The sequence below is a fragment of the Dinoroseobacter sp. S375 genome (assembly GCF_049800775.1).
Taxonomy (GTDB): Bacteria; Pseudomonadota; Alphaproteobacteria; order Rhodobacterales; family Rhodobacteraceae; genus Dinoroseobacter.
Genome location: NZ_JBNAFR010000003.1, coordinates 372922 through 392440 on the forward strand (window position 1 = coordinate 372922; position 19519 = coordinate 392440).

The window sequence follows — 19519 nt, forward strand, 5'->3', positions numbered from 1 at the left end:
CCATGACCGACCAGACCCCTTTGACCAAGGCGGTCACCGACCCCGAACATGGCGCCATTGCCGCCGGGGATCTCAATGCGGTTCTGGCAGAGATGCGCGCCACCCTGCGCGAGGTCGCGGTCAGCGCGCGTCTTTCGGCCATGGGGCCGGAGCGTGTAGGCTCGGTGTTTTTTCGCGATCGGGTGATCAAGGCCCATCTACCCCATGCAGATTTTGACGAGGGGCAGAAACGCCTCGCCATGACCGCGCGCCACGAGGATGAGCTGTCGTTTTTCCAACTGGCCGAGCATGACATTGTCCCGCCCGGGCGCAGTCTGGTGGTGGTCGGCGGCTATGTCGGGGTCTCGACCGTGGCGCTAGCCCAGATCGTCTCCCCCGGAGCGGTCCATGTGTTCGAGCCGCAGACCTGCTTGCAGGAGCCGCTGGAAAGAACGCTCGCGCTCAACGGGCTCAGCGCGCAGATCCACAGCTCCGTCGTGACCGAGGATGGCGCACGCATGGCGCTGGGCACCCAGAAATCCGCGCGATTGGGCGAGACGATCTTCGTGGCCCGCGCCAAGGGGGATTATTCGGCCACCGCACTGGATGCCGAGGATCTGGGCGCGGTCGGGCTGCTGCATCTGTGCTTCAACGGCTCCAAGATCCCGGCCCTGCGCGGCGCGCTCGAGACGATCCGACGCGACAGCCCGGTGATCCTGTGTGACAAGACCGGTCGGGATCTGAAAGAGATTGCCGAACTGCTCGGTGGCCTCGGATATGAGCATCAGGCGGTGGGTCCCAAGCTCTATCTCTACGTACGCGCGGCAGGCTAGGCCCATGTCCGTTGCCTTCGTCACCATGGTCTATGACGATGCGTTCTTTCTGGATCTCTGGGTGCGGTATTACAGCCGCTTCACGGACCGTCGGAACCTCTATGTCATCACCCATGGGCCGCAGGACTACGCCCATGAGATCGCGGCAGGTTGCAACATCATCGAGGTGAACCGCCGCGCGCCCTATCGTTCCATGGATCAGGACCGGTTCCAGCTAGTGAATCACCTCTGTTCGGGCCTGAACTACATGTTCGACTGGGTGGTCTACAATGATGTGGACGAGTTGCTGGTGCTTGATCCGGCCTTGGGCGAGGACCTGATCGGCTATATCGATGGGATCGACCGCCGGACCCGGGTCGTCTCGCCGCTGGGCGTCGAGGTGCTGCACCGCGTCGACCTTGAGAGCGACTATGACCCGAGCCGTGCCATGCTCGCGCAGCGCAAATACATGCGGGTCAATGCCTGGTACTGCAAACCCTGTCTCACGCAGATCCCCCTGCAATGGGGCCCGGACGGGCATGGATCCGAGCATGAGGTCTACACGCTGAGTGAGGACCTCTACCTGTTTCACCTCAAATGGTTTGACCAGCAGTTCCATATCGACCGCCATCAGGACCGGTTGAACATGCGCGGCACCAACGAGGATGGCAGCGCGCTGGTCTTCGGAGCGGGCTCTTGGGGCTGGTCGAAATTCGAATATCAGCGCATCAGCAATGACTACCTGCGCTTCACGATCGAGAAAAAAGGCACGGGGTTCGATTTCACGCAGGAACGGGAACGTCTGAAACGCTCCTATGTGAAGGGCAAGACCGGGTTCTATTCCACCGATTGGTTCGTGGACGGCGATCTGCGGATCCTGCCAGACCGGTTCGTTGGTCTGTTCTAAGGAGACAGACATCGCCTCGCGCGGTCCACCGCTTGCCGACATGCGCGGCAATTGCCCCGTGCGGGGCCCTGGTCCCAGACCCTGATCCGCGCGGAGCGACATCTCTCAAGAACGCAAAGCTCAGCCGCGTGCGGTCTCCTCGGCCAGCAACGCGGCCAACCCGTCCCGGTAGCTCGGATAGCGCAGCGTCACCCCCAACTCGTCCTTGATCCGGTCATTCCGCACCTTCTTGGACTCCGCATAAAAGCTCCGCGCCATGGGCGTCATCTCGGCCGTCTCGAAGGCCACTGCGGGCGGGATCGGCAATCCCAGCAACTCGGCGGCATGGGCGATCACATCCTCGGGCGGCGCAGGATCATCGTCGCACACGTTATAGGCCGCGCCCGGATTGGGCCGCGCGATCGAGGCTGCGAGGATTTGCGCGATATCCTCCACATGGGTCCGACTGAACACCTGCCCCTGCTTGATGATCCGTCGCGCCGTGCCGTTGCGCACCTTGGAAAACGGCCCGCGACCCGGGCCATAGATCCCGGCGAGCCGAAAGATATGCAGAGGCAGTCCCGTCTCGGCGGCCAAGGCCCGCCACGCGGTTTCCGCCGCCACCCGGGCCTGGCCGCGACGGGTCGCCGGGGTGAGAGGGGTGTTCTCATCCACCCAGGCCCCCTGATGATCGCCATAGACACCGGTTGTCGACAGATACCCGACCCAGGCCAGTCCCGGCGCTGCAGAGGCGAGCGCGTCTCGATAGGTTTCCAATACCGGGTCGCCATGGGCCCCCGGTGCGGCAGAGATCAGGATGTGGCTCGCCGCCGCGATCTCTTCGGCGAGGTCCGACCCCGGCCAGATCCGGGGCTCGACACCCTCGGCGCGCAGGGCCTCCGCCTTTTCCGCGCTGCGGGTGGTGCCGATCACGCGCCAGTCCCGGGGCAAGAGCCGCCGGGCCAGTGCGCGGGCCGAATATCCATGGCCAAAGGAAAGAAGTGTCTGTGTCATGCCCGCAAGGTGCCGATGGGATCCAGCGGATGCAAGGCCGTGGGCGCGCTCTCAGGCGAGCGCGTTGCTCGGCACCCAGGCATAGCCATCCGCGTCCAGAATAAACGCCTCGCGCAGCCCATGGGGCTTGTCCACGGGCGCTTGCAGGATCACCGCCCCTCGGGCGCTCGCGCGGGCCACGGCCTCATCCGGATCGCAGCCATAAAGCCGCAGCTCAATTCCGCCGCCGCGCGCTCCGGCCTCGGGCAGGAGGCTGGGCAGGGGGTGGGCATGATAGGTTCCGTCCGAATGCAGCTGAAACACGCTGTCCCTGTAGGTCAGGATCGCGAAATCCTCGGTCGGCTGGAACACCTTCATGTCAAAGACCTCGGACAGAAAGGTCGCCCGCGCAGGCAGGTCGCGCACCAGCAGGTTCACCCCCAAGCCGGTCAGGTGTTTGCCAAAGGAATCGGCGTCGGTGGTCTCGTAATCCATGTGAGTCTCCTCCATTTATGTCAGTATTACTGACATAAAATCCGCGCGGAGGCAACTTCGGTCTTGCGGCGCGGACAGGTCGCGCCCATGGTCGCTGCACCTTTGAGATCTATCGGAGCTCCCTGACGCCGTGACCCACCCGCTCAAAACACCGCCATTGACGGAAAGCCGCTCCTTCAAGGATGCCACAGCGGCGGTGGCCGAGTTGCGCCGGATCTATGACGAGGCCATCGCCTTTCTGCAGTTGAGCTTTGCCGAGGCGGTGCAGGGGCCCATGCCCATGACGCGGTTCCGGGCCTATTACCCCGAGATCCGCGTGCGGGTGACGTCCTTCGGGCAGGTGGACAGTCGTCTGTCTTTTGGCCATGTGGCCGAACCCGGGACCTATGCCACGACCGTGACCCGCCCGGACCTGTTCGAGAATTACCTGACCCAGCAGATCGGCCTGCTGATCAAGAACCACGGGGTGCCGGTCGAGATTGGCCCGTCCGAGACACCCATCCCGCTGCATTTCGCCATGACCAACGGGCCCGCCGCCGCCGTCCCGCAAGAGGGCGTGCTGGCCTTCACCCTGCGCGATGTCTTCGATGTGCCGGATCTGTCCACGACCCATGACGAGATCGTCAACGGTTTCGGCTTCACACATGAGGATGGCGCTGCCCCGCTCGCCCCCTTCACGGCCCAGCGGATCGACTACTCGCTGGCCCGTCTGCAACATTACACCGCCACCGCCGCCGAGCATTTCCAGAACCACGTCCTGTTCACGAACTACCAGTTCTACGTGGACGAGTTCATCCAGTTCGCCCGCGAGGCGCTGGCCGATCCCGAGAGCGGCTATACGAGCTTCGTCGCGCCCGGCAATCTCGAGATCACGGATCCCGAGGCCGAACTGCCGCCCCCCGCCAAGGCGCCGCAAATGCCCACCTATCACCTGACCCGCGAAGGGCAGGGGGGTATCACGCTGGTCAATATCGGGGTGGGGCCGTCAAATGCGAAGACCGCCACGGACCATATCGCCGTGCTCCGGCCCCATGCCTGGCTGATGCTGGGGCATTGCGCGGGTCTGCGGAACACCCAGAGTCTCGGGGATTACGTGCTGGCCCATGCCTATCTGCGCGAGGACCACGTGCTGGACGATGATCTGCCGATCTGGGTGCCGATCCCGGCCCTCGCGGAGATCCAGATCGCCCTCGAACAAGCCGTTGGCGAGGTCGCGCAGCTTTCGGGCTATGACCTCAAGCGGGTGATGCGGACAGGCACGGTGGCGACCATCGACAATCGCAACTGGGAGCTTCGCGACCAGTCCGGCCCGGTGCAGCGGCTGAGCCAGTCGCGGGCTGTCGCGCTCGACATGGAAAGCGCCACCATCGCGGCGAACGGCTTCCGCTTTCGGGTGCCCTATGGCACGCTTTTATGCGTGTCCGACAAGCCGCTCCATGGGGAGCTGAAGCTCCCCGGCATGGCCACGGAGTTCTACACGACGCAAGTGGCGCGCCACCTGCTGATCGGGATCCGGGCGATGGAGACGCTCCGCGATATGCCGCTGGAACGAATCCATTCCCGAAAACTGCGCAGTTTCGAGGAAACCGCGTTCCTCTAGGCGCGGTGGCGCTTTCTGAGCAGTCCGAGAGCCCCGAAACCGACCAGCGCGAGTGGCAGGGTCGCCGGCAGCGGGATTACCGCCATGGGCGGCGCCACACCCACATAGAAGGTCACCGTGTCTCCGGTGCCGACCTTGCTTTCGAAGGTTCCGGTGGTCAGCCCGAGCGTCGCGAAGCTCTCGTTCACGAAGGTCGCACGCGACGACAGCGCCTCGCCCGACGCATACGCCTGCGGCAGGAACAACAAATCCCGTCCATCTGTGCTTCTCACCTGAGCGAAGAGATCGCCCGTGCCCGTCCCGAATACGATGGTGCTCGTCACGCTGGGTGTCACCGGGTAGTTTGCTTCGGTTAATGTGAAGAGGCGGGCGGGTCCGCCATTCGCAATGATCTCGAAACTGTCCGGGCTCCGCGACATGACGGCTGTGCCGTCACTCGAGGCACCCCCGGTGGAAAAAGGCAGCCCGTCAACGTCCAGACTGCCCGATACCGTGAGGGTGACATCTGAACCGGTTTCTTCGAACGCGGCTACGATCGCGGAGTGCGCCGAGGTCGCGCAAATGGTGAAGAGTAGAAAAAACGTAAATTTCTTAAGCACTTGAAAAGTCCTTCCTGGGTGCGGACTGCACTCGTCCAGTGTCTAGGACGCTCCGGGTTGTGTCAAAGGAAAGCGGTGTCTGTCTCGCGACCACCGGCATGGGGGCGCGAAATCGACAGGGCGAAAAAGGGCCGGTCCCAGTCCCGTGACGTTCCCCGTCGGACGGGCCTGCCCAAGCGAGGGGCACTCGCCCCGGCCAAACCCTTTTTTTTATGGGGATTTTGCGCGCAGACTCTTGTCCATCTGGTCAATCCGCTGTTTACCTTGCCGGTGAGCCCCTGAAAAAGGGGCGTACAGGAACAGGGAGATACCTATGGCCCAAAAGCCGCTCACCAAGACCCAACTCGTGGCAGCCCTCGCAGAAGGCGCAGAGCTCGACAAGAAGACGGCCTCCGCGGCGCTGGACACGCTGACCAACATCGTCACGCGCGAAGTGACCGGTGGTGGCGCTGTGACCCTGCCCGGCATTGGCAAAGTCTATTGCCGCGAACGCCCGGAGCGGATGGTGCGGAACCCGGCAACGGGCGAGCAGATCAAGAAAGACGCCGACAAGGTGGTGAAAGTGACCATCGCCAAGGCGCTCAAGGACAGCGTGAACGGCTGATCGCCGGACCGCTTTCGCAAGGTCATGAGGGTCGCCGCTGGCGACCCTTTTTCGTCGGCGGTCAGAACGCCGGGAAGGAAGCAGGATGCAGATGGATTGGCGCGCCTTGGGCATGGGGATGGCCTTTGCCCTCATGTGGTCGAGCGCCTTCACCTCGGCCCGGATCATCGTCTCGGCGGCGCCGCCCCTGACGACCCTGTCCCTGCGGTTTCTCATCTCGGGGCTGCTCGCCGTCGGGATCGCCTTGGCGCTGGGCCAGACCTGGAAGCTGACCCGCGCGCAATGGCGGGCAACGATGTTGTTCGGGATCTGCCAGAACGCGCTCTATCTCGGGCTGAATTTCGTGGCGATGCAGACGGTGCAGGCCTCACTGGCGGCGATCATCGCTTCGACCATGCCGCTCGTGGTGGCACTGGGCGGGTGGATCGTGCTGCGAGAGAAATTGCGACCGCTTGCCATTCTCGGCCTGTTTGCCGGGATCGCCGGGGTTGCGATCATCATGGGCGCGCGGCTGCAGGCGGGGGTCGACCTGCTCGGGGTGCTCTACTGCGGGATTGGCGTGCTGGCGCTGGCCTTTGCGACCATGGCCCTGCGCACGGCCTCGTCGGGGGGCAACCTGCTGATGGTGATCGGGCTGCAGATGCTGGTGGGGGCGGCGGCCCTCGCGGTGATCGGCTTGCCGACCGAGACCCTCAGCGTGACCTGGAGTTGGCAGCTCATCGCCGCCTTTGCCTATACCACGCTCGTGCCCGGGCTCGCGGCGACCTGGGTCTGGTTCCTGCTGGTGGAGCGGATCGGGGCCGTGCGCGCGGCCACCTTTCACTTCCTCAACCCGGTGTTCGGGGTCGCGATTGCGGCGCTCCTGCTGGGGGAGGCGCTGGGCGGGCGCGATGTGCTCGGGGTGGCGATCGTCACCGCCGGGATCCTCGCGGTGCAGCTCGCCCGGGTTCGTTAACTCGGGCTGAGCAGACCGGCATAGGGCAGGAAGCGCACCGGCGTGCCGGGCACGATCTCCTGTGCCTCGGGGCCGAGCGCCACGAGCCCTTCGGCCCAGGAAAGCCCCGAGACGCGCCCGGACCCCTCGGAGCCAAAGGTTTCAACCCGCCCCTGATCGTCGAGCCTTGCCCGCAGATACTCGTTCCGCCCGGGTTTCTTGCGCTTGGAAAAGGCCGCGGGGACCTCAAAGCTCAGCGGCGCGCACCAATTGCCCCCGGCCAGCCGCGACAGGGCGGGCCGGGCAAAGATCAGCGCACAGACCAGCGCGGCGACCGGATTGCCCGGCAGGCCGAAGACCGGCACGCCCTGCCACAGGCCAAGCGCCAGCGGGCGGCCCGGTTTCAGCGCGATCCGCCAGGATGTCATGGTCCCTTCCCCTCGCAGGATGGCGGACATGTGGTCCTCATCCCCCGCCGAGGCCCCGCCCGAGGTCAGGATCACATCGCAACGCCCGGCAGCTGCGTTCAGGATCTCGCGCAGGGCGTCGCGATCATCGGGCGCCCGGCCCAGATCCACGGCGTCATAGGCCCAGCCCTCGGCCAGCCCCAGCAGCATGGGGCGGTTCGCGTCGTAAATCCGGTTCGCGTCCTCGGTCTCACCCGGATGGGCCAGCTCATCCCCGGTCGACAGCACGCCGACCCGCAACGGTCGGTGCACTGCGACCTCGGAAATCCCGACCGAGGCCAGCAGCGCCAGATCCGGTGCGCGCAGCCTATGTCCCGCAGGCAGAACCGGGTGGCCGCGTCGCATATCCTCGCCGGCCTTGCGGGTGTTCGCGCCTGGTTTGAGCCCGGCTGCAAAGCGGATCTCGCCCTCTGCCAGGGTCACATCTTCTTCGAGAACGACCGTATCCACGCCCGCCGGCAGGGTGGCACCGGTCAGGATCCGCAGGGCCGCGCCATGGGGGACGGCCCCCTCAAAGGGCACGCCCGCTGCGGCACGGCCCTCTGCCAGGGGCAGGGTCACATCGCCGGGACCGAGCGCGCCATGGGCAAAGCCATAGCCATCTACCGCCGCGTTGGGGGCGGGTGGATTGTCGCGCGCGGCAAGGGCCGGGGCCGCGAGGATCCGTCCAAGGGCCGCCTCGCTCGCGCAGGTCTCGATCCCTGTCACGGGGTCGAGCCCGTCGCGCAGCAGATCCAGCGCCGTATCGACCGGGGTCCAGTCGACACCGGGCGGCAGGGCAAAGCAATCATTGCGCAGTTGCGAGGGGGGCTGGTCCGGCGCGCTGGTAGCAGTCAGCCCACTCTCGGAGAGGATGAAATCGGCAATCCTGGCGGTGTCATCGAGATCGAGCACCGGCACCTGCAGACCCTCGGGCGCACCGTTGGAGGCCACGGCCCGCACCGTATCATCCCCGCGTGCGATCAGGTCCTTGCCGGTCTCGACCCGGTGCGCCTCCACCTTGGGATGGCGGGAGCGCTTGTACCCTTCCACCAGCACCAGATCGACGGGTTCCAGCTTGGGCAGCAGGGCTTCGAGCTCTGGCTCGGCCGTATCGCGCAGCTCATGCATCATCGCCCAGCGTTTGCGCGAGGCCAGCACGACCTCGACCGCGCCAGCCAACCGGTGGCGGTGACTGTCCTTGCCCGGCTGGTCCACATCCACCGCATGATGGGCGTGTTTCAGGGTCGAGACGCGAAACCCGCGCCCGGTGATCTCGGCGACCAGACGCTCCATCAGCCCGGTCTTGCCGGAATTCTTCCAGCCGACGACGCCAAAGAGCTTCATGTCGTGGTCTCGCGCAGGCGGGCCCGGGCGGTCTCAAGATCGTCGGGCGTGTTCACATTGAAAAACGGATCCGGTCCAGGCCCGTCGAACAGGGCCATGGCAGTGCCATGCCGGTCGGTCCAGAGCACGACCTTGCGCAACCCGTCCGTCAGGGCCGCGCGCAGATCACCGCGCAGGGCCACGGGCCAGAGGCCAAAGGTCGGGTGACGGCCCAGTCCGCTCTTGCGGCCGCCATCGGGGGAGGCGGCCATGGCAATCGGATGCCCGGTTTCGGCCCGCGCGGCATCCAGCCGGGCCACCAGATCGGTCGGAAAGAAGGGCGTGTCGGCGGCGACGCTCACCAGTGTCTCGGCGCCCTTCTCGGCCGCCCAGTCGAGCCCGGCCAGCACGCCTGCCAGCGGTCCGGCAAAGTCCGCGATGCTGTCGGGGATTACGGGCAAGCCGAAATCGGCAAACCGTGCCGCGTCGCCATTGGCGTTGAGCGCGATCGGCCCGACCTGCGGGGTCAGGCGCTGGATCACATGCGCCAGGATCGGTTGCCCGCCCAGATCGTGCAGGCTCTTGTCGCCGCCGCCCATGCGCGTGGCCTGACCGCCCGCGAGGATCACCGCCGGATAGCGCGCCCCGCTCATGCGCGGGCGCTCTTGCGGCGGGTCTTGGGGTCCTCCTCGGCGATGCTGGCCAGATCCGCGTCCCAGATCAGCCGGTCCGCGCCCGCAAGGCACATAAAGCGCTTGCCCCGCATGCGTCCGATCACGGTCAGCCCGACCTCCTGCGCGATCTCGACGCCCCATGCGGTGAAGCCCGAGCGCGAGGCCAGCACCGGGATTCCCATCAGCGCAGTCTTGATCACCATCTCGGAGGTCAGTCGCCCGGTCGTGTAGAGGATCTTGTCGGCCCCCGAGACGCCCTCGGCCCGCATCCAGCCCGCAACCTTGTCCACGGCGTTGTGGCGGCCCACATCCTCCATATAGACCAGCGGGCGATTGCCTTGGCAGAGCACGGTCCCGTGGATCGCGCCCGCACTGAGATAGAGGCTCGGCGTCGTGTTGATCCGCGCCGCCAGATCATAGAGCCAGGAGGTCCGGACCTGCGTCGCGGGCAGGGTCAGCCCCTCAAGCCCTTCCATGATGTCGCCAAAGACCGTGCCCACAGCGCAGCCCGAGGTGCGGGTCTTCTTGGAGAGCTTGTCCTCGTAATCGGTCTCGGTTTCCGTGCGGACCACCACCACGTCGAGATCCTCGTCATATTCGACCCCGGTGATCACATCCGCGTCCGACAGCATCCCCTGATTGCTGAGAAATCCCATGGCCAGGTATTCCGGGTAATCCCCGATGGTCATGGCCGTGACGATCTCGCGACTGTTGAGGAAGATCGTCAGGGGACGCTCCTCGACCACCGAGATCTCGGCGGCGGCCCCGGTCTGGTCGACCCCGGTGACCGCCCGGGTCAGGCGTGCGCGCCCGGGATCCGGCGCGATCAGATAGTCGTCGGTGCTGTTTTCCGCCGCCATGGTCCGTTGATCCTCCGCTGATCCCGCAACCTGCCGTATTCCCGCCCGGATTTTGTCCGACGGGCCTGCAAAACAGGCGAGGATATCCACCGATCAGTTGCGCCAGCCCGGCGCCAAGTGTCAAGGCGGCGGCCGTGCCGTAGGGTCAGTTAAAAAATGGTTAACAAACCCCTATGCGTTTGTGTCGTGTCATGCTGTTGTTAGTCCCACGCGTCAGGACTGTTTCGTGATCGGGCAAGCTCTCGCAGCTTGTCTCGCGGCAGTCATGCTTTGGCTGGGCGCGGCAATAACGGACAACAGGGATATTGAGACCATGGCACGCGATTTCACCCAGGACGACACGCTGCAGGCTGCGCTGGCGGGGAGCATTCTGATCAACGAGGTGGTGGGCAACACCACCGGCCCCGATGCGGAGTATATCGAGCTGATCGGGACACCCGGCGCGTCCCTCGATGGTTTGTCCCTGATCGTGGTAGAAGGGGACGCTGGCTCGTCCACCGGCACTATCGACAAGCGGCTCGATTTCGGTCCCGGTGATGCGATCCTCGGTAACGGGTTTTTCCTTGCGGCCAGCGTGCAGGCCCAGCTCGTGTACGAGGTCGGCACGAATCTCGAACTGCCCGAGAATTTCCTCGAGAACTCCTCCTACACTCTGGCACTGGTCGAGACGGCCTCGATCACCGACAGCGCGGTCACCGGGGCCGAGGTCGTGATTGATGCGGTCGGCGTGACGGATGGTGACGATGGCGACACCTTCTTCTTCGATGCGCCGGTCGTCGGCCCGTCGGGTGACTTTCTGCCTGCGGGCGTGGGCCTTGTGCAGGATGGTGTGAACACCGGCGATCCGGCGGATTGGCAGATCCTCGATTTCAACAATGGCGCGCCCAACGACCCGACCCTCGGGGAATCCATCCTGCTCAACGAGGTGCTGGGCTCCACCACCGGCGCCGACAGCGAATATGTCGAGCTTGTCGGGACGCCCGGCGCATCGCTGGACGGGCTGTCGATCATCGTGGTCGAAGGGGATGCGGGTTCGCCCCAAGGCACCATTGACGCACAATTCGATTTCGGCCCAGGCGATACGATTGGCGATAACGGCTTCTTCCTCGTGGCGAACGCGACGGCCGCAGGCACCTATGCCGTGACCCCCGATCTCGAACTGCCGGAGGATTTCCTCGAGAATTCCACCTACACGATTGCGCTTGTCGAGACCGCCTCGATCGAGGGGAGTGCGGTCACCGGCAACGAGATGGTCGTGGATGCGGTCGGGGTCTCCGATGGTGACGATGGCGATGTGACCTTCTTCGACGCGCCGACCGTTGGCCCTGACGGAACCTTCCTGCCCGCCGGTGTCGGCCGGGTCGAGGACGGTGTCGATACGGATACGGTCGAGGATTGGGACCTCCTCAACTTCTTCAACGACTCACCGCCCAACACCCCCACCGCAGGCGGCGGTGGGTCCACCGGAGGGGGCGATGTCTCTCTCGACGACGACCCGACCCTGCTCTCGACAATTCAGGGCAGCGGCGATGCCAGCCCCATCGCAGGCACCGAAGTGGTGATCGAGGTCGTGGTCACCGGCGACTACCAGAATGGCGATGACGACACGTTCCGCGATCTCGGCGGGTTCTTCGCCATGGAAGAGCCGGAGGATTTCGACGCCGACACCTCCACCTCCGAGGGCATCTTCGTGGATGACAGCGGGGTCGCAAGCGGGCTCGACGTGGCCGAGGGCGATATCATCCGCGTGGTCGGTATCGTGCGCGAGGAGTTCGGTCGCACGGTTCTGGAGGCCAGCCAGATCCGCATCGAAGAGGCCGGAGCCTATCCGGATGTCGCCGATCTTGCGGTGGCAACCGAACTGCCCGGGCTGGATGAGCGCGAAGCGTTCGAATCCATGCTGATCGAGATTACGGACACCCTGACGATCACCGAGAGCTTCGATTACGAGCAGTTCGGCGAGATCACGGTGTCTTCCGAGGGCATCATCTATCAATACAGCCAGCTCAACGCACCGGATGTGGAGGGCAACGAGGCCTATCAGGCGTTCATCGCGGATAACACGATCCAGATCGATGACGGCACTGACGGGGCGCGCAGTGATTTCGATCCGCTCTTTGAGCCCGATGGCGATCTGCTGGGCGGGGTCGCGGACGGTCCGCGCCACGGGCAGGAGATCGAACCCCTCGTTGGCGTCATGGATTTCGGCTTTGGTGAGTACAAGCTGCGCGTGCCGCAATCGGGCGAATTCGAGGCCATCGAGGACAGCAACCCGCGCCCCGAAGGTCCCGAGGATGTGGGTGGCAGCCTCAAGGTCGTCAGCTTCAACGTGCTGAACTACTTCACCACGCTGGACGGTCAGACCGACAATGGCAGCAACCCGCGCGGCGCTGACAACCCCGAAGAGCTGGAGCGGCAGGCCGAGAAGCTGGTCACCGCCTTCCTCGAGATGGACGCGGATGTTTACGGCCTGATCGAGCTGGAGAACGACTTCGCCGGCAACCCGACGGACCCCACCGATGTCACCGCGATCCAGGATCTGGTGAACCGGATCAATGCGGAGCTTGGCTCCGAGGTCTATGCCGTGGTGGATCCGGGGCAGGAGTTTGTGGGCACGGACGCGATCGCCGTGGGCTTCATCTACAACACCAATACGGTGGAGCTGGTGGGCGATGCCGCCATTCTCGACACCCAGGCCTTCCTCGACCCGCTGGACGATGGCGATGACAGCAATGGTGACGAGACCCCGGGCGGCGACAGCTTCAACCGGGCTGCCGTGGCCCAGACCTTTGTCGAGATCGAAAGCGGTGGCGAGTTCACCGCCGTGGTCAATCACTTCAAGTCCAAGGGCTCGCTGACCGGCGCGGCCGAGGATGCGGATCAGGGGGATGGTGCGGGCAACAACAACGCCACGCGGGCCGCGGCGGCGGCGGAGTTGGCGGCCTGGCTCGAGACCAACCCGACCGGATCGGATGATCCGGATGTGGTGATCCTCGGGGATCTCAACTCTTATGCCAAGGAAGAGCCGATCCAGATCCTCGAAGAGGCCGGTTATACCAATCTCGTGGCGGATAAGGCAGGCGAGGACACCTATGGCTACCGCTTCAGCGGTGCAGTGGGCACCCTTGACTACGCCATGGGCTCCGAGAGCCTTACAGAGCAGGTCACCGGCGCGACCGAGTGGAACATCAATTCCGACGAGTTCGTGGTCTATGACTACAACGAGGAATCGACCTTCGGCTCGCCAACCCTGCGCCCCGAGGATCAGGCGCTGTTTGACGGGTCCAACCCGGCGCGCAACTCGGACCATGACCCGGTGATCATCGGGCTCGATCTGGACAGTGACCGGATCAACGAGATCGTCGGCAATGTGCGGATCAACGTCCTGCGCGGCACCGACGAGGATGACCGGATCGACGGCAAGGGCGGCATCATCGACATCGTGACCGGCAATGGCGGCGATGACGTCTTCGTCTTCACCGATGAAGAGGGTCTGAACAACCGCCTGCGCATCACCGACTACACCGCCGGTGAGGATGTGATCGATCTCGGCGGGCTCGAGATTCGCGAGATCACCGAGGGCGCGCGGGGCACCACGATTCGCCTCGAGACCGACACGGTGGACCTGATCCGGGTGGTCGGCATCACCGATGCGGATGATATTGCCTTCATCTGAGGGCACATCTGTCCGGGAAAGGGGCCGCATCCGTGGCCCCTTTTCGATGTCTGATGCCGAGGAGGGCACCGCATGAAGCTGCATGACGTTACGGAAACACTCGATGCCGAAAACGCCAACCTGTCCGGATCGCGGTTCAACAACGCCAACATGTCGGGGTGCAGCTTCAACCAGATCGAATTCTCCGGCGCGCGGTTCAATGACAGCAACATGACCGGCTGGGTCATCAATGACGTGAACCTGTCCGGGTCGCAGATCGAAAATGCGAACCTGTCGGGGCTGGCGATCTCTGAGTGTCGGCTGACCGGCGCGACCATCGACGGGATCCCGGTGGAGGATCTTCTGGCGGCCTACCGCGCCCGTGAGGGCGGCGCGACCTGAGAGCGGCCGAGACCGCACCGTCTCGGGATTTGCGGTTTTAAGCTTTGCAGGACCGGGGGGAGCCCCTACCTTTAAGCCATCAAGGAGGACGCCATGCCCATTCCCGTTGTTCCGATTGCCAGCGCGGTCCTGAAATACGGACCGCTTGCGGCGGCCGCTCTGGCCACCGTCGCCTATGCTCGTGCCAAGCCACGGGCGGTTAACCAGACCGCCGATGACCTGATGGATGATGTCTCGGACGGGATGGAATTCACCCGCGCCCCGGACGGGCACCAGGTCAATGGCACGGGCCGCTATCGCCGCGCCGTGCGGATGCCGAACGGCACGGGGGTCGAGCTGGACATGAGCCTGCTGGGCCGCGTCCGCTTGCGGCGGATCTGAGGATGGAGCTGCTCGGCGCGACCGCTTCGCCCTTTGTCCGCAAGGTCCGCACATTGCTTGAGGTGACAGGCTACGCAGATGAAGTGACCTTCACCCCGGTCACGGCAGCCGCGGTGGGACAGGCCGACACGACCCTCACGGCGGCGAACCCGCTGGGCAAGATCCCGGTGCTGTTGCGGGCGGATGGGCCTGCGATTTACGACAGCCGGGTGATTTGCCGCTATCTGGACGCGCGGTTGCAGCTCGACGCCTATCCGGAGGCCCGTCTGTGGGAGGTTCTGACCCTTGAGGCGACGGCGGATGCGCTCATGGAGGCCGGGGTGCTGATGGTCTACGAAGCGCGCTTTCGCCCCGAGGACAAGCAGTTCGACGGCTGGGTTGAAGGGCAGTGGACCAAGATCGACCGGGCGCTGGACGTGCTCGAGGCGCGCTGGATGAGCCATTTGAGCGGGCCGATGGATATGAGCCAGATCGCGATTGGCTGTGCGCTGGGCTATCTCGATTTCCGCCACGACGCACGGAACTGGCGCGGGACGCGGCCCGCGCTTGCGGACTGGGCGGACAAGATCCTGGCAACCGAGGCGATGCGCGCCACCATGCCCACGGACTGAGTCGCACGAGACCGGGGGCGCGGGGCGCAAAAACGCGGAGTTTTCCGCAGGGATAGGTCGTGCTGCGCTGCGGCATCTCGCCCGTTAGCGCCCCCATTTCCCCGTCTGCGTTAAGAAGTTTGCAGACTGCGACAAAACTGCGCTCCTATGTCCCCTCGACGGTCCGGGCAACCCCCCTATAACCCCAATGGAGTTGGGCCTGCCTTGCAGGTTCCGCGTCATCGCTGGCGCCTATTTGCGCCCGGAGTAAGGAGAACCCACGTGTCCCACGCAGAGGATCAGACCGGCACACGCCGCGACTTTCTGTACTATGCCACGGCCGGCGCAGGTGTCGTCACCACGGGTGCCGCTGTTTGGCCGCTTGTGAACCAAATGAACCCGTCTGCCGACGTGCAGGCCCTCAGCTCCATCCGTGTGGATGTGGGCGATGTGCAGCCTGGTACGCAAATCACGGTGAAATGGCTCGGCAAGCCCGTTTTCATTCGTCGCCGGACGGAAGAAGAGATCGCCGCGGCGCGGGATGTGGATCTGAACGATCTGCCCGATCCGATTGCACGGAACAACAACCTCGGCGATGTCGAGGCGACCGATGAAAACCGCTCGATGACCACATTTGGCGGTGAGAATACCGGCGAGTGGCTGGTTCAGATGGGCGTTTGCACCCATCTGGGTTGCGTTCCGCTGGGCGATGCAGGCGATTTTGGCGGCTGGTTCTGCCCCTGCCACGGCTCGCACTATGACACATCCGGCCGGATCCGCCGGGGCCCCGCGCCCGAGAACCTGCCGGTTCCGGTGTCGGAATTCGTCGACGAAACAACCATTAAACTGGGTTAAGGGAGAAGAACGACATGTCTGGCATCCCGCACGACCATTACGAGCCGAAGACCGGCGGTGAGAAGTGGGTTCATTCCCGTCTCCCGGTGATCGGTCTCATCTACGACACCATCATGATCCCCACACCCAAGAACCTGAACTGGATGTGGATCTGGGGCATCGTCCTGACCTTCTGCCTCGCCTTGCAGATCGTCACCGGCATCATCCTTGCGATGCACTACACCCCCCACGTGGATCTGGCCTTCGCCTCTGTTGAGCACATCATGCGCAACGTGAATGGCGGCTACATGCTGCGGTATCTGCACGCGAACGGCGCTTCGCTGTTCTTTGTGGCGGTCTATTTGCACATTTTCCGCGGTCTCTACTACGGCTCCTACAAGGCGCCGCGCGAGATCACCTGGATCATCGGGATGCTGATTTACCTGATGATGATGGGCACGGCCTTCATGGGTTACGTTCTGCCCTGGGGTCAGATGTCCTTCTGGGGCGCGACCGTGATCACCGGCCTCTTCGGCGCCATCCCCTTCGTGGGCGACGCGCTGCAGACCTGGCTGCTGGGCGGGCCTGCCGTGGACAACGCCACGCTGAACCGCTTCTTCTCGCTGCACTACCTGCTGCCCTTCGTGATTGCCGGTCTGGTGATCGTGCATATCTGGGCCTTCCACACCACCGGGAACAACAACCCGACCGGGGTCGAAGTGCGCCGCACCTCGAAGGAAGAAGCCGAGCGGGACACCCTGCCGTTCTGGCCCTATTTCGTGATGAAGGACCTGTTCGCGCTGGCGCTGATCATGGTCGTCTTCTTCGCGATCGTGGGCTTCATGCCGAACTATCTGGGCCACCCGGACAACTATATCGAGGCGAACCCGCTGGCGACGCCTGCGCATATCGTTCCGGAATGGTACTTCCTGCCCTTCTACGCCATCCTGCGCGCCTTCGACACCGAAGTGTGGCTCGTGATTGCGGTGGACTGGATCACCGGTGGTATCGTTGACGCCAAGTTCTTCGGGGTTCTGGCGATGTTCGGGGCGATTGCCGTGATGGCGCTGGCCCCGTGGCTCGACACCTCGTCGGTCCGTTCCGGCAAGTATCGCCCGATGTTCAAGTGGTGGTTCGCGCTGCTGATTGTCGACTTCTTCGTGCTGATGTGGGTGGGCGCAATGCCGGCCGAAGGGATCTATCCCTACATCGCTCTGATCGCGTCGGTCTATTGGTTCGCCTACTTCCTCGTGCTGCTGCCGCTGCTCGGTGTGATCGAGAAACCGACGGCACAGCCCGCCACCATCGAAGACGACTTCAACGCCCATTACGGCAAAGCCGACGACGCCGCAGGTTCCGCACCCGCAGCTTCGCCTGCCGAATAACGGGCGAGAGAAAGGATCACATCATGATCAGGAAACTCGCACTCACCGTTGCGGCGGCGCTCTCCCTCACCGGGGGCGCGGCGCTGGCGGCAGGCGGCGCTGGACATGTGGACGACTACGACTTCTCCTTTGAAGGTCCGTTTGGCACCTATGACCAGATGCAACTGCAACGCGGTCTGCAGGTCTACACCGAGGTCTGCGCGGCCTGTCACGGCCTGAAGTTCGTGCCCTTGCGGATGCTCGGCGATCAGGGCGGTCCTGCTCTGCCCGAGGATCAGGTGCGCGCCTATGCGGAGTTCTACGAGGTCTTCGACCCGGAGATCGACGATTTCCGCGCAGCGCGTCCCACCGACCACTTCCCGGAGAGCTCTCTGGAAAACGCCCCTGACCTGAGCCTCATGGCAAAGGCCCGGGCCGGCTTCCACGGGCCCTACGGCACCGGTCTGGCACAGCTCTTCAACGGCATGGGCGGCGCGGAATACATCGCCTCCCTGCTGGCGGGATACACCGGCGAAGAGAAAGAGGAAGCGGGCACCGTTCTTTATGAGAACGTGACCTTCCCGGGTGGCTGGATCTCCATGGCACCGCCGCTCTATGGCGATGACGTGGAATTTGCCGACGGTTCCTCCACCGAGCTCGAAGCGATCTCGCAGGACGTGGCGGCCTTCCTCATGTGGACGGCCGAGCCCAAGCAGAACGCACGCAAGCAAACCGGCTTCATCGCGGTCACGTTCCTGATCGTGCTGTCCGTGCTGCTCTACCTGACGAACAAGCGGATCTGGGCGCCGGTCAAGGCCCGCGCCAAGGCATCCCCCGCCGAGTAAGTCAGATCAAAACCGATATAGGCGCGTCCCGTTCGGGGCGCGCTTTTCTGTTGTAGACCCCCATCCCCCAATGACCGCTTGAGCGGATCCCGACAGGCCGGTACATGAGGCGGGCCAAGGCTCAGGAGCATACCCCATGTCCATGAACACATTCGGTCACCTCTTCCGCGTCACGACCTGGGGAGAGAGCCACGGACCCGCCCTGGGGGCGACCGTGGATGGCTGCCCGCCGGGCGTGCCGGTCACGCCAGAGACGCTGCAGGTCTGGCTCGACAAGCGCAAGCCGGGGCAGAACAAATATACCACCCAGCGGCGCGAGCCGGATGCGGTCGAGATCCTCTCGGGTGTCTTCGAGGGGCAGAGCACGGGCACGCCGATCCAGTTGATGATCCGGAACGCGGATCAACGCTCCAAGGATTACGGCGATATCGCCGAGAAGTTCCGCCCGGGCCATGCGGACATCACCTATTGGCAGAAATACGGCATCCGGGATTACCGGGGCGGTGGACGCTCCAGCGCGCGTGAGACCGCCGCGCGGGTCGCTGCGGGCGGCGTGGCCCGTGCGGCGCTTGAGGCGCTGGTCCCGGGGTTGCAGATCACCGGATACATGACCCAGATGGGCCCGCACGGGATCGACCGGGCGCGCTTTGACTGGGACCAGATCGAGCAGAACCCGTTCTGGACCCCGGACCCGCAGGCGGCGGAGGATTGGGCAGGCTATCTCGACGGGCTGCGGAAATCCGGAAGCTCTGTCGGCGCGGTGATCGAAGTGACGGCGCGCGGCGTACCCGCGGGCCTCGGCGCGCCGATCTATGGCAAGCTCGACACGGATCTGGCCGCCGCGATGATGAGCATCAATGCGGTCAAGGGCGTCGAGATCGGTGAGGGGATGGCCGCTGCCGCCCTGACGGGCGAGGCCAACGCGGATGAGATTTCCATGGGGCCGGACGGCCCGGTCTACAGCTCGAACCATGCGGGCGGGATCCTTGGCGGGATCTCTACCGGGCAGGACGTGGTCGTGCGCTTTGCGGTCAAGCCGACCTCATCGATCCTGACCCCGCGCGGCACGATCACCAAGTCCGGTGCGCCGGCCGAGATCATCACCAAGGGTCGGCATGACCCTTGTGTCGGCATCCGCGCCGTGCCCGTGGGCGAGGCCATGATGGCCTGCGTCCTGCTCGATCACCTGCTGCTCCACCGGGGCCAGGTGGGCGAGGGTCTGCGCGGTCAGATCGGCTGA

Annotated in this window: 19 protein-coding genes; 13 read left to right on the plus strand and 6 right to left on the minus strand. The window is 64.6% G+C overall.

The genetic code is table 11. From position 1 onward, the window contains the following. Positions 1-2: 2 nt before the first annotated feature. The gene (locus tag ACP150_RS09615) at positions 3-812 is read left to right on the plus strand and encodes a hypothetical protein (protein WP_424966388.1); all 810 of its coding nucleotides are present in this window, start codon (positions 3-5) and stop codon (positions 810-812) included. A 4-nt stretch (positions 813-816) separates the two neighbouring features. After that, complete coding sequence (locus tag ACP150_RS09620) at positions 817-1698, plus strand: glycosyltransferase family 2 protein (RefSeq protein WP_424966389.1); 882 nt, start codon at positions 817-819, stop codon at positions 1696-1698. A gap of 120 nt (positions 1699-1818) precedes the next feature. On the opposite strand, the gene ACP150_RS09625 is transcribed toward ACP150_RS09620, so the two are convergent. Together ACP150_RS09625 and ACP150_RS09630 are read right to left on the minus strand one after the other, a co-directional pair. Beyond that, positions 1819-2691 carry an SDR family oxidoreductase gene (locus ACP150_RS09625; protein ID WP_424966390.1) on the minus strand — a complete coding sequence of 291 codons (873 nt, stop codon included), beginning with the start codon at positions 2689-2691 and terminating at the stop codon, positions 1819-1821. A 51-nt stretch (positions 2692-2742) separates the two neighbouring features. Next, positions 2743-3165: a VOC family protein gene (locus tag ACP150_RS09630; RefSeq protein ID WP_424966391.1), complete on the minus strand. Its 423-nt coding sequence runs from the start codon at positions 3163-3165 to the stop codon at positions 2743-2745. A gap of 130 nt (positions 3166-3295) precedes the next feature. On the opposite strand from ACP150_RS09630, the gene ACP150_RS09635 reads away from it, so the two are divergent. Continuing rightward, positions 3296-4765 (plus strand): AMP nucleosidase, encoded by a 1470-nt coding sequence (locus tag ACP150_RS09635; protein ID WP_424966393.1) that lies wholly within the window; start codon positions 3296-3298, stop codon positions 4763-4765. Here ACP150_RS09635 and ACP150_RS09640 read toward each other — a convergent pair. After that, the gene (locus tag ACP150_RS09640) at positions 4762-5184 is read right to left on the minus strand and encodes a PEP-CTERM sorting domain-containing protein (RefSeq protein WP_424966394.1); all 423 of its coding nucleotides are present in this window, start codon (positions 5182-5184) and stop codon (positions 4762-4764) included. The two genes, ACP150_RS09635 and ACP150_RS09640, sit on opposite strands and share 4 nt — an antisense overlap. Before the next feature lie 493 nt (positions 5185-5677). Between ACP150_RS09640 and ACP150_RS09645 the strand changes: the two genes are divergently transcribed. Both ACP150_RS09645 and ACP150_RS09650 read left to right on the plus strand, forming a co-directional pair. Next, the gene (locus ACP150_RS09645) at positions 5678-5968 is read left to right on the plus strand and encodes an HU family DNA-binding protein (protein ID WP_424966395.1); all 291 of its coding nucleotides are present in this window, start codon (positions 5678-5680) and stop codon (positions 5966-5968) included. Positions 5969-6059: 91 nt separating this feature from the next. Further along, positions 6060-6923, plus strand: coding sequence for a DMT family transporter (locus tag ACP150_RS09650; RefSeq protein ID WP_424966572.1), 864 nt, complete (start codon positions 6060-6062; stop codon positions 6921-6923). Here ACP150_RS09650 and ACP150_RS09655 read toward each other — a convergent pair. The 3 genes from ACP150_RS09655 to ACP150_RS09665 are packed head-to-tail and all read right to left on the minus strand — an operon-like array spanning position 6920 to position 10208. After that, entirely contained in the window at positions 6920-8695 is a 1776-nt protein-coding gene (locus ACP150_RS09655; protein ID WP_424966396.1) for a bifunctional molybdopterin-guanine dinucleotide biosynthesis adaptor protein MobB/molybdopterin molybdotransferase MoeA, read from the minus strand. The two genes, ACP150_RS09650 and ACP150_RS09655, sit on opposite strands and share 4 nt — an antisense overlap. Next, positions 8692-9327, minus strand: a complete 636-nt coding sequence (mobA, locus tag ACP150_RS09660) for a molybdenum cofactor guanylyltransferase MobA (RefSeq protein WP_424966397.1) — start codon at positions 9325-9327, stop codon at positions 8692-8694. Before mobA ends, ACP150_RS09655 begins: the two co-directional genes overlap by 4 nt. Then, positions 9324-10208 carry a formate dehydrogenase accessory sulfurtransferase FdhD gene (locus ACP150_RS09665; protein WP_424966398.1) on the minus strand — a complete coding sequence of 295 codons (885 nt, stop codon included), beginning with the start codon at positions 10206-10208 and terminating at the stop codon, positions 9324-9326. The genes mobA and ACP150_RS09665 overlap by 4 nt, the downstream gene beginning before the upstream one ends. Before the next feature lie 313 nt (positions 10209-10521). Here ACP150_RS09665 and ACP150_RS09670 point away from each other — a divergent pair, with 313 nt between their 5' ends. From ACP150_RS09670 to aroC, 8 genes are all read left to right on the plus strand, one after another. Then, a complete protein-coding gene (locus ACP150_RS09670) occupies positions 10522-13884 on the plus strand; it encodes an ExeM/NucH family extracellular endonuclease (RefSeq protein ID WP_424966399.1) in 3363 nt (1120 codons plus the stop codon). Positions 13885-13956: 72 nt separating this feature from the next. Beyond that, positions 13957-14265 carry a pentapeptide repeat-containing protein gene (locus ACP150_RS09675; RefSeq protein WP_424966400.1) on the plus strand — a complete coding sequence of 103 codons (309 nt, stop codon included), beginning with the start codon at positions 13957-13959 and terminating at the stop codon, positions 14263-14265. Between the two features lie 93 nt (positions 14266-14358). Beyond that, the gene (locus ACP150_RS09680) at positions 14359-14646 is read left to right on the plus strand and encodes a hypothetical protein (RefSeq protein WP_424966401.1); all 288 of its coding nucleotides are present in this window, start codon (positions 14359-14361) and stop codon (positions 14644-14646) included. A 2-nt stretch (positions 14647-14648) separates the two neighbouring features. Further along, the gene (locus tag ACP150_RS09685) at positions 14649-15257 is read left to right on the plus strand and encodes a glutathione S-transferase family protein (protein WP_424966402.1); all 609 of its coding nucleotides are present in this window, start codon (positions 14649-14651) and stop codon (positions 15255-15257) included. Between the two features lie 261 nt (positions 15258-15518). Then, positions 15519-16091: a ubiquinol-cytochrome c reductase iron-sulfur subunit gene (petA, locus tag ACP150_RS09690; protein WP_424966403.1), complete on the plus strand. Its 573-nt coding sequence runs from the start codon at positions 15519-15521 to the stop codon at positions 16089-16091. 14 nt (positions 16092-16105) lie between these two features. Then, entirely contained in the window at positions 16106-17455 is a 1350-nt protein-coding gene (gene petB, locus ACP150_RS09695; RefSeq protein ID WP_424966404.1) for a cytochrome b, read from the plus strand. 23 nt (positions 17456-17478) lie between these two features. Further along, positions 17479-18279, plus strand: a complete 801-nt coding sequence (locus tag ACP150_RS09700; RefSeq protein WP_424966405.1) for a cytochrome c1 — start codon at positions 17479-17481, stop codon at positions 18277-18279. 136 nt (positions 18280-18415) lie between these two features. Next, positions 18416-19519 (plus strand): chorismate synthase, encoded by a 1104-nt coding sequence (gene aroC / locus ACP150_RS09705; protein WP_424966406.1) that lies wholly within the window; start codon positions 18416-18418, stop codon positions 19517-19519.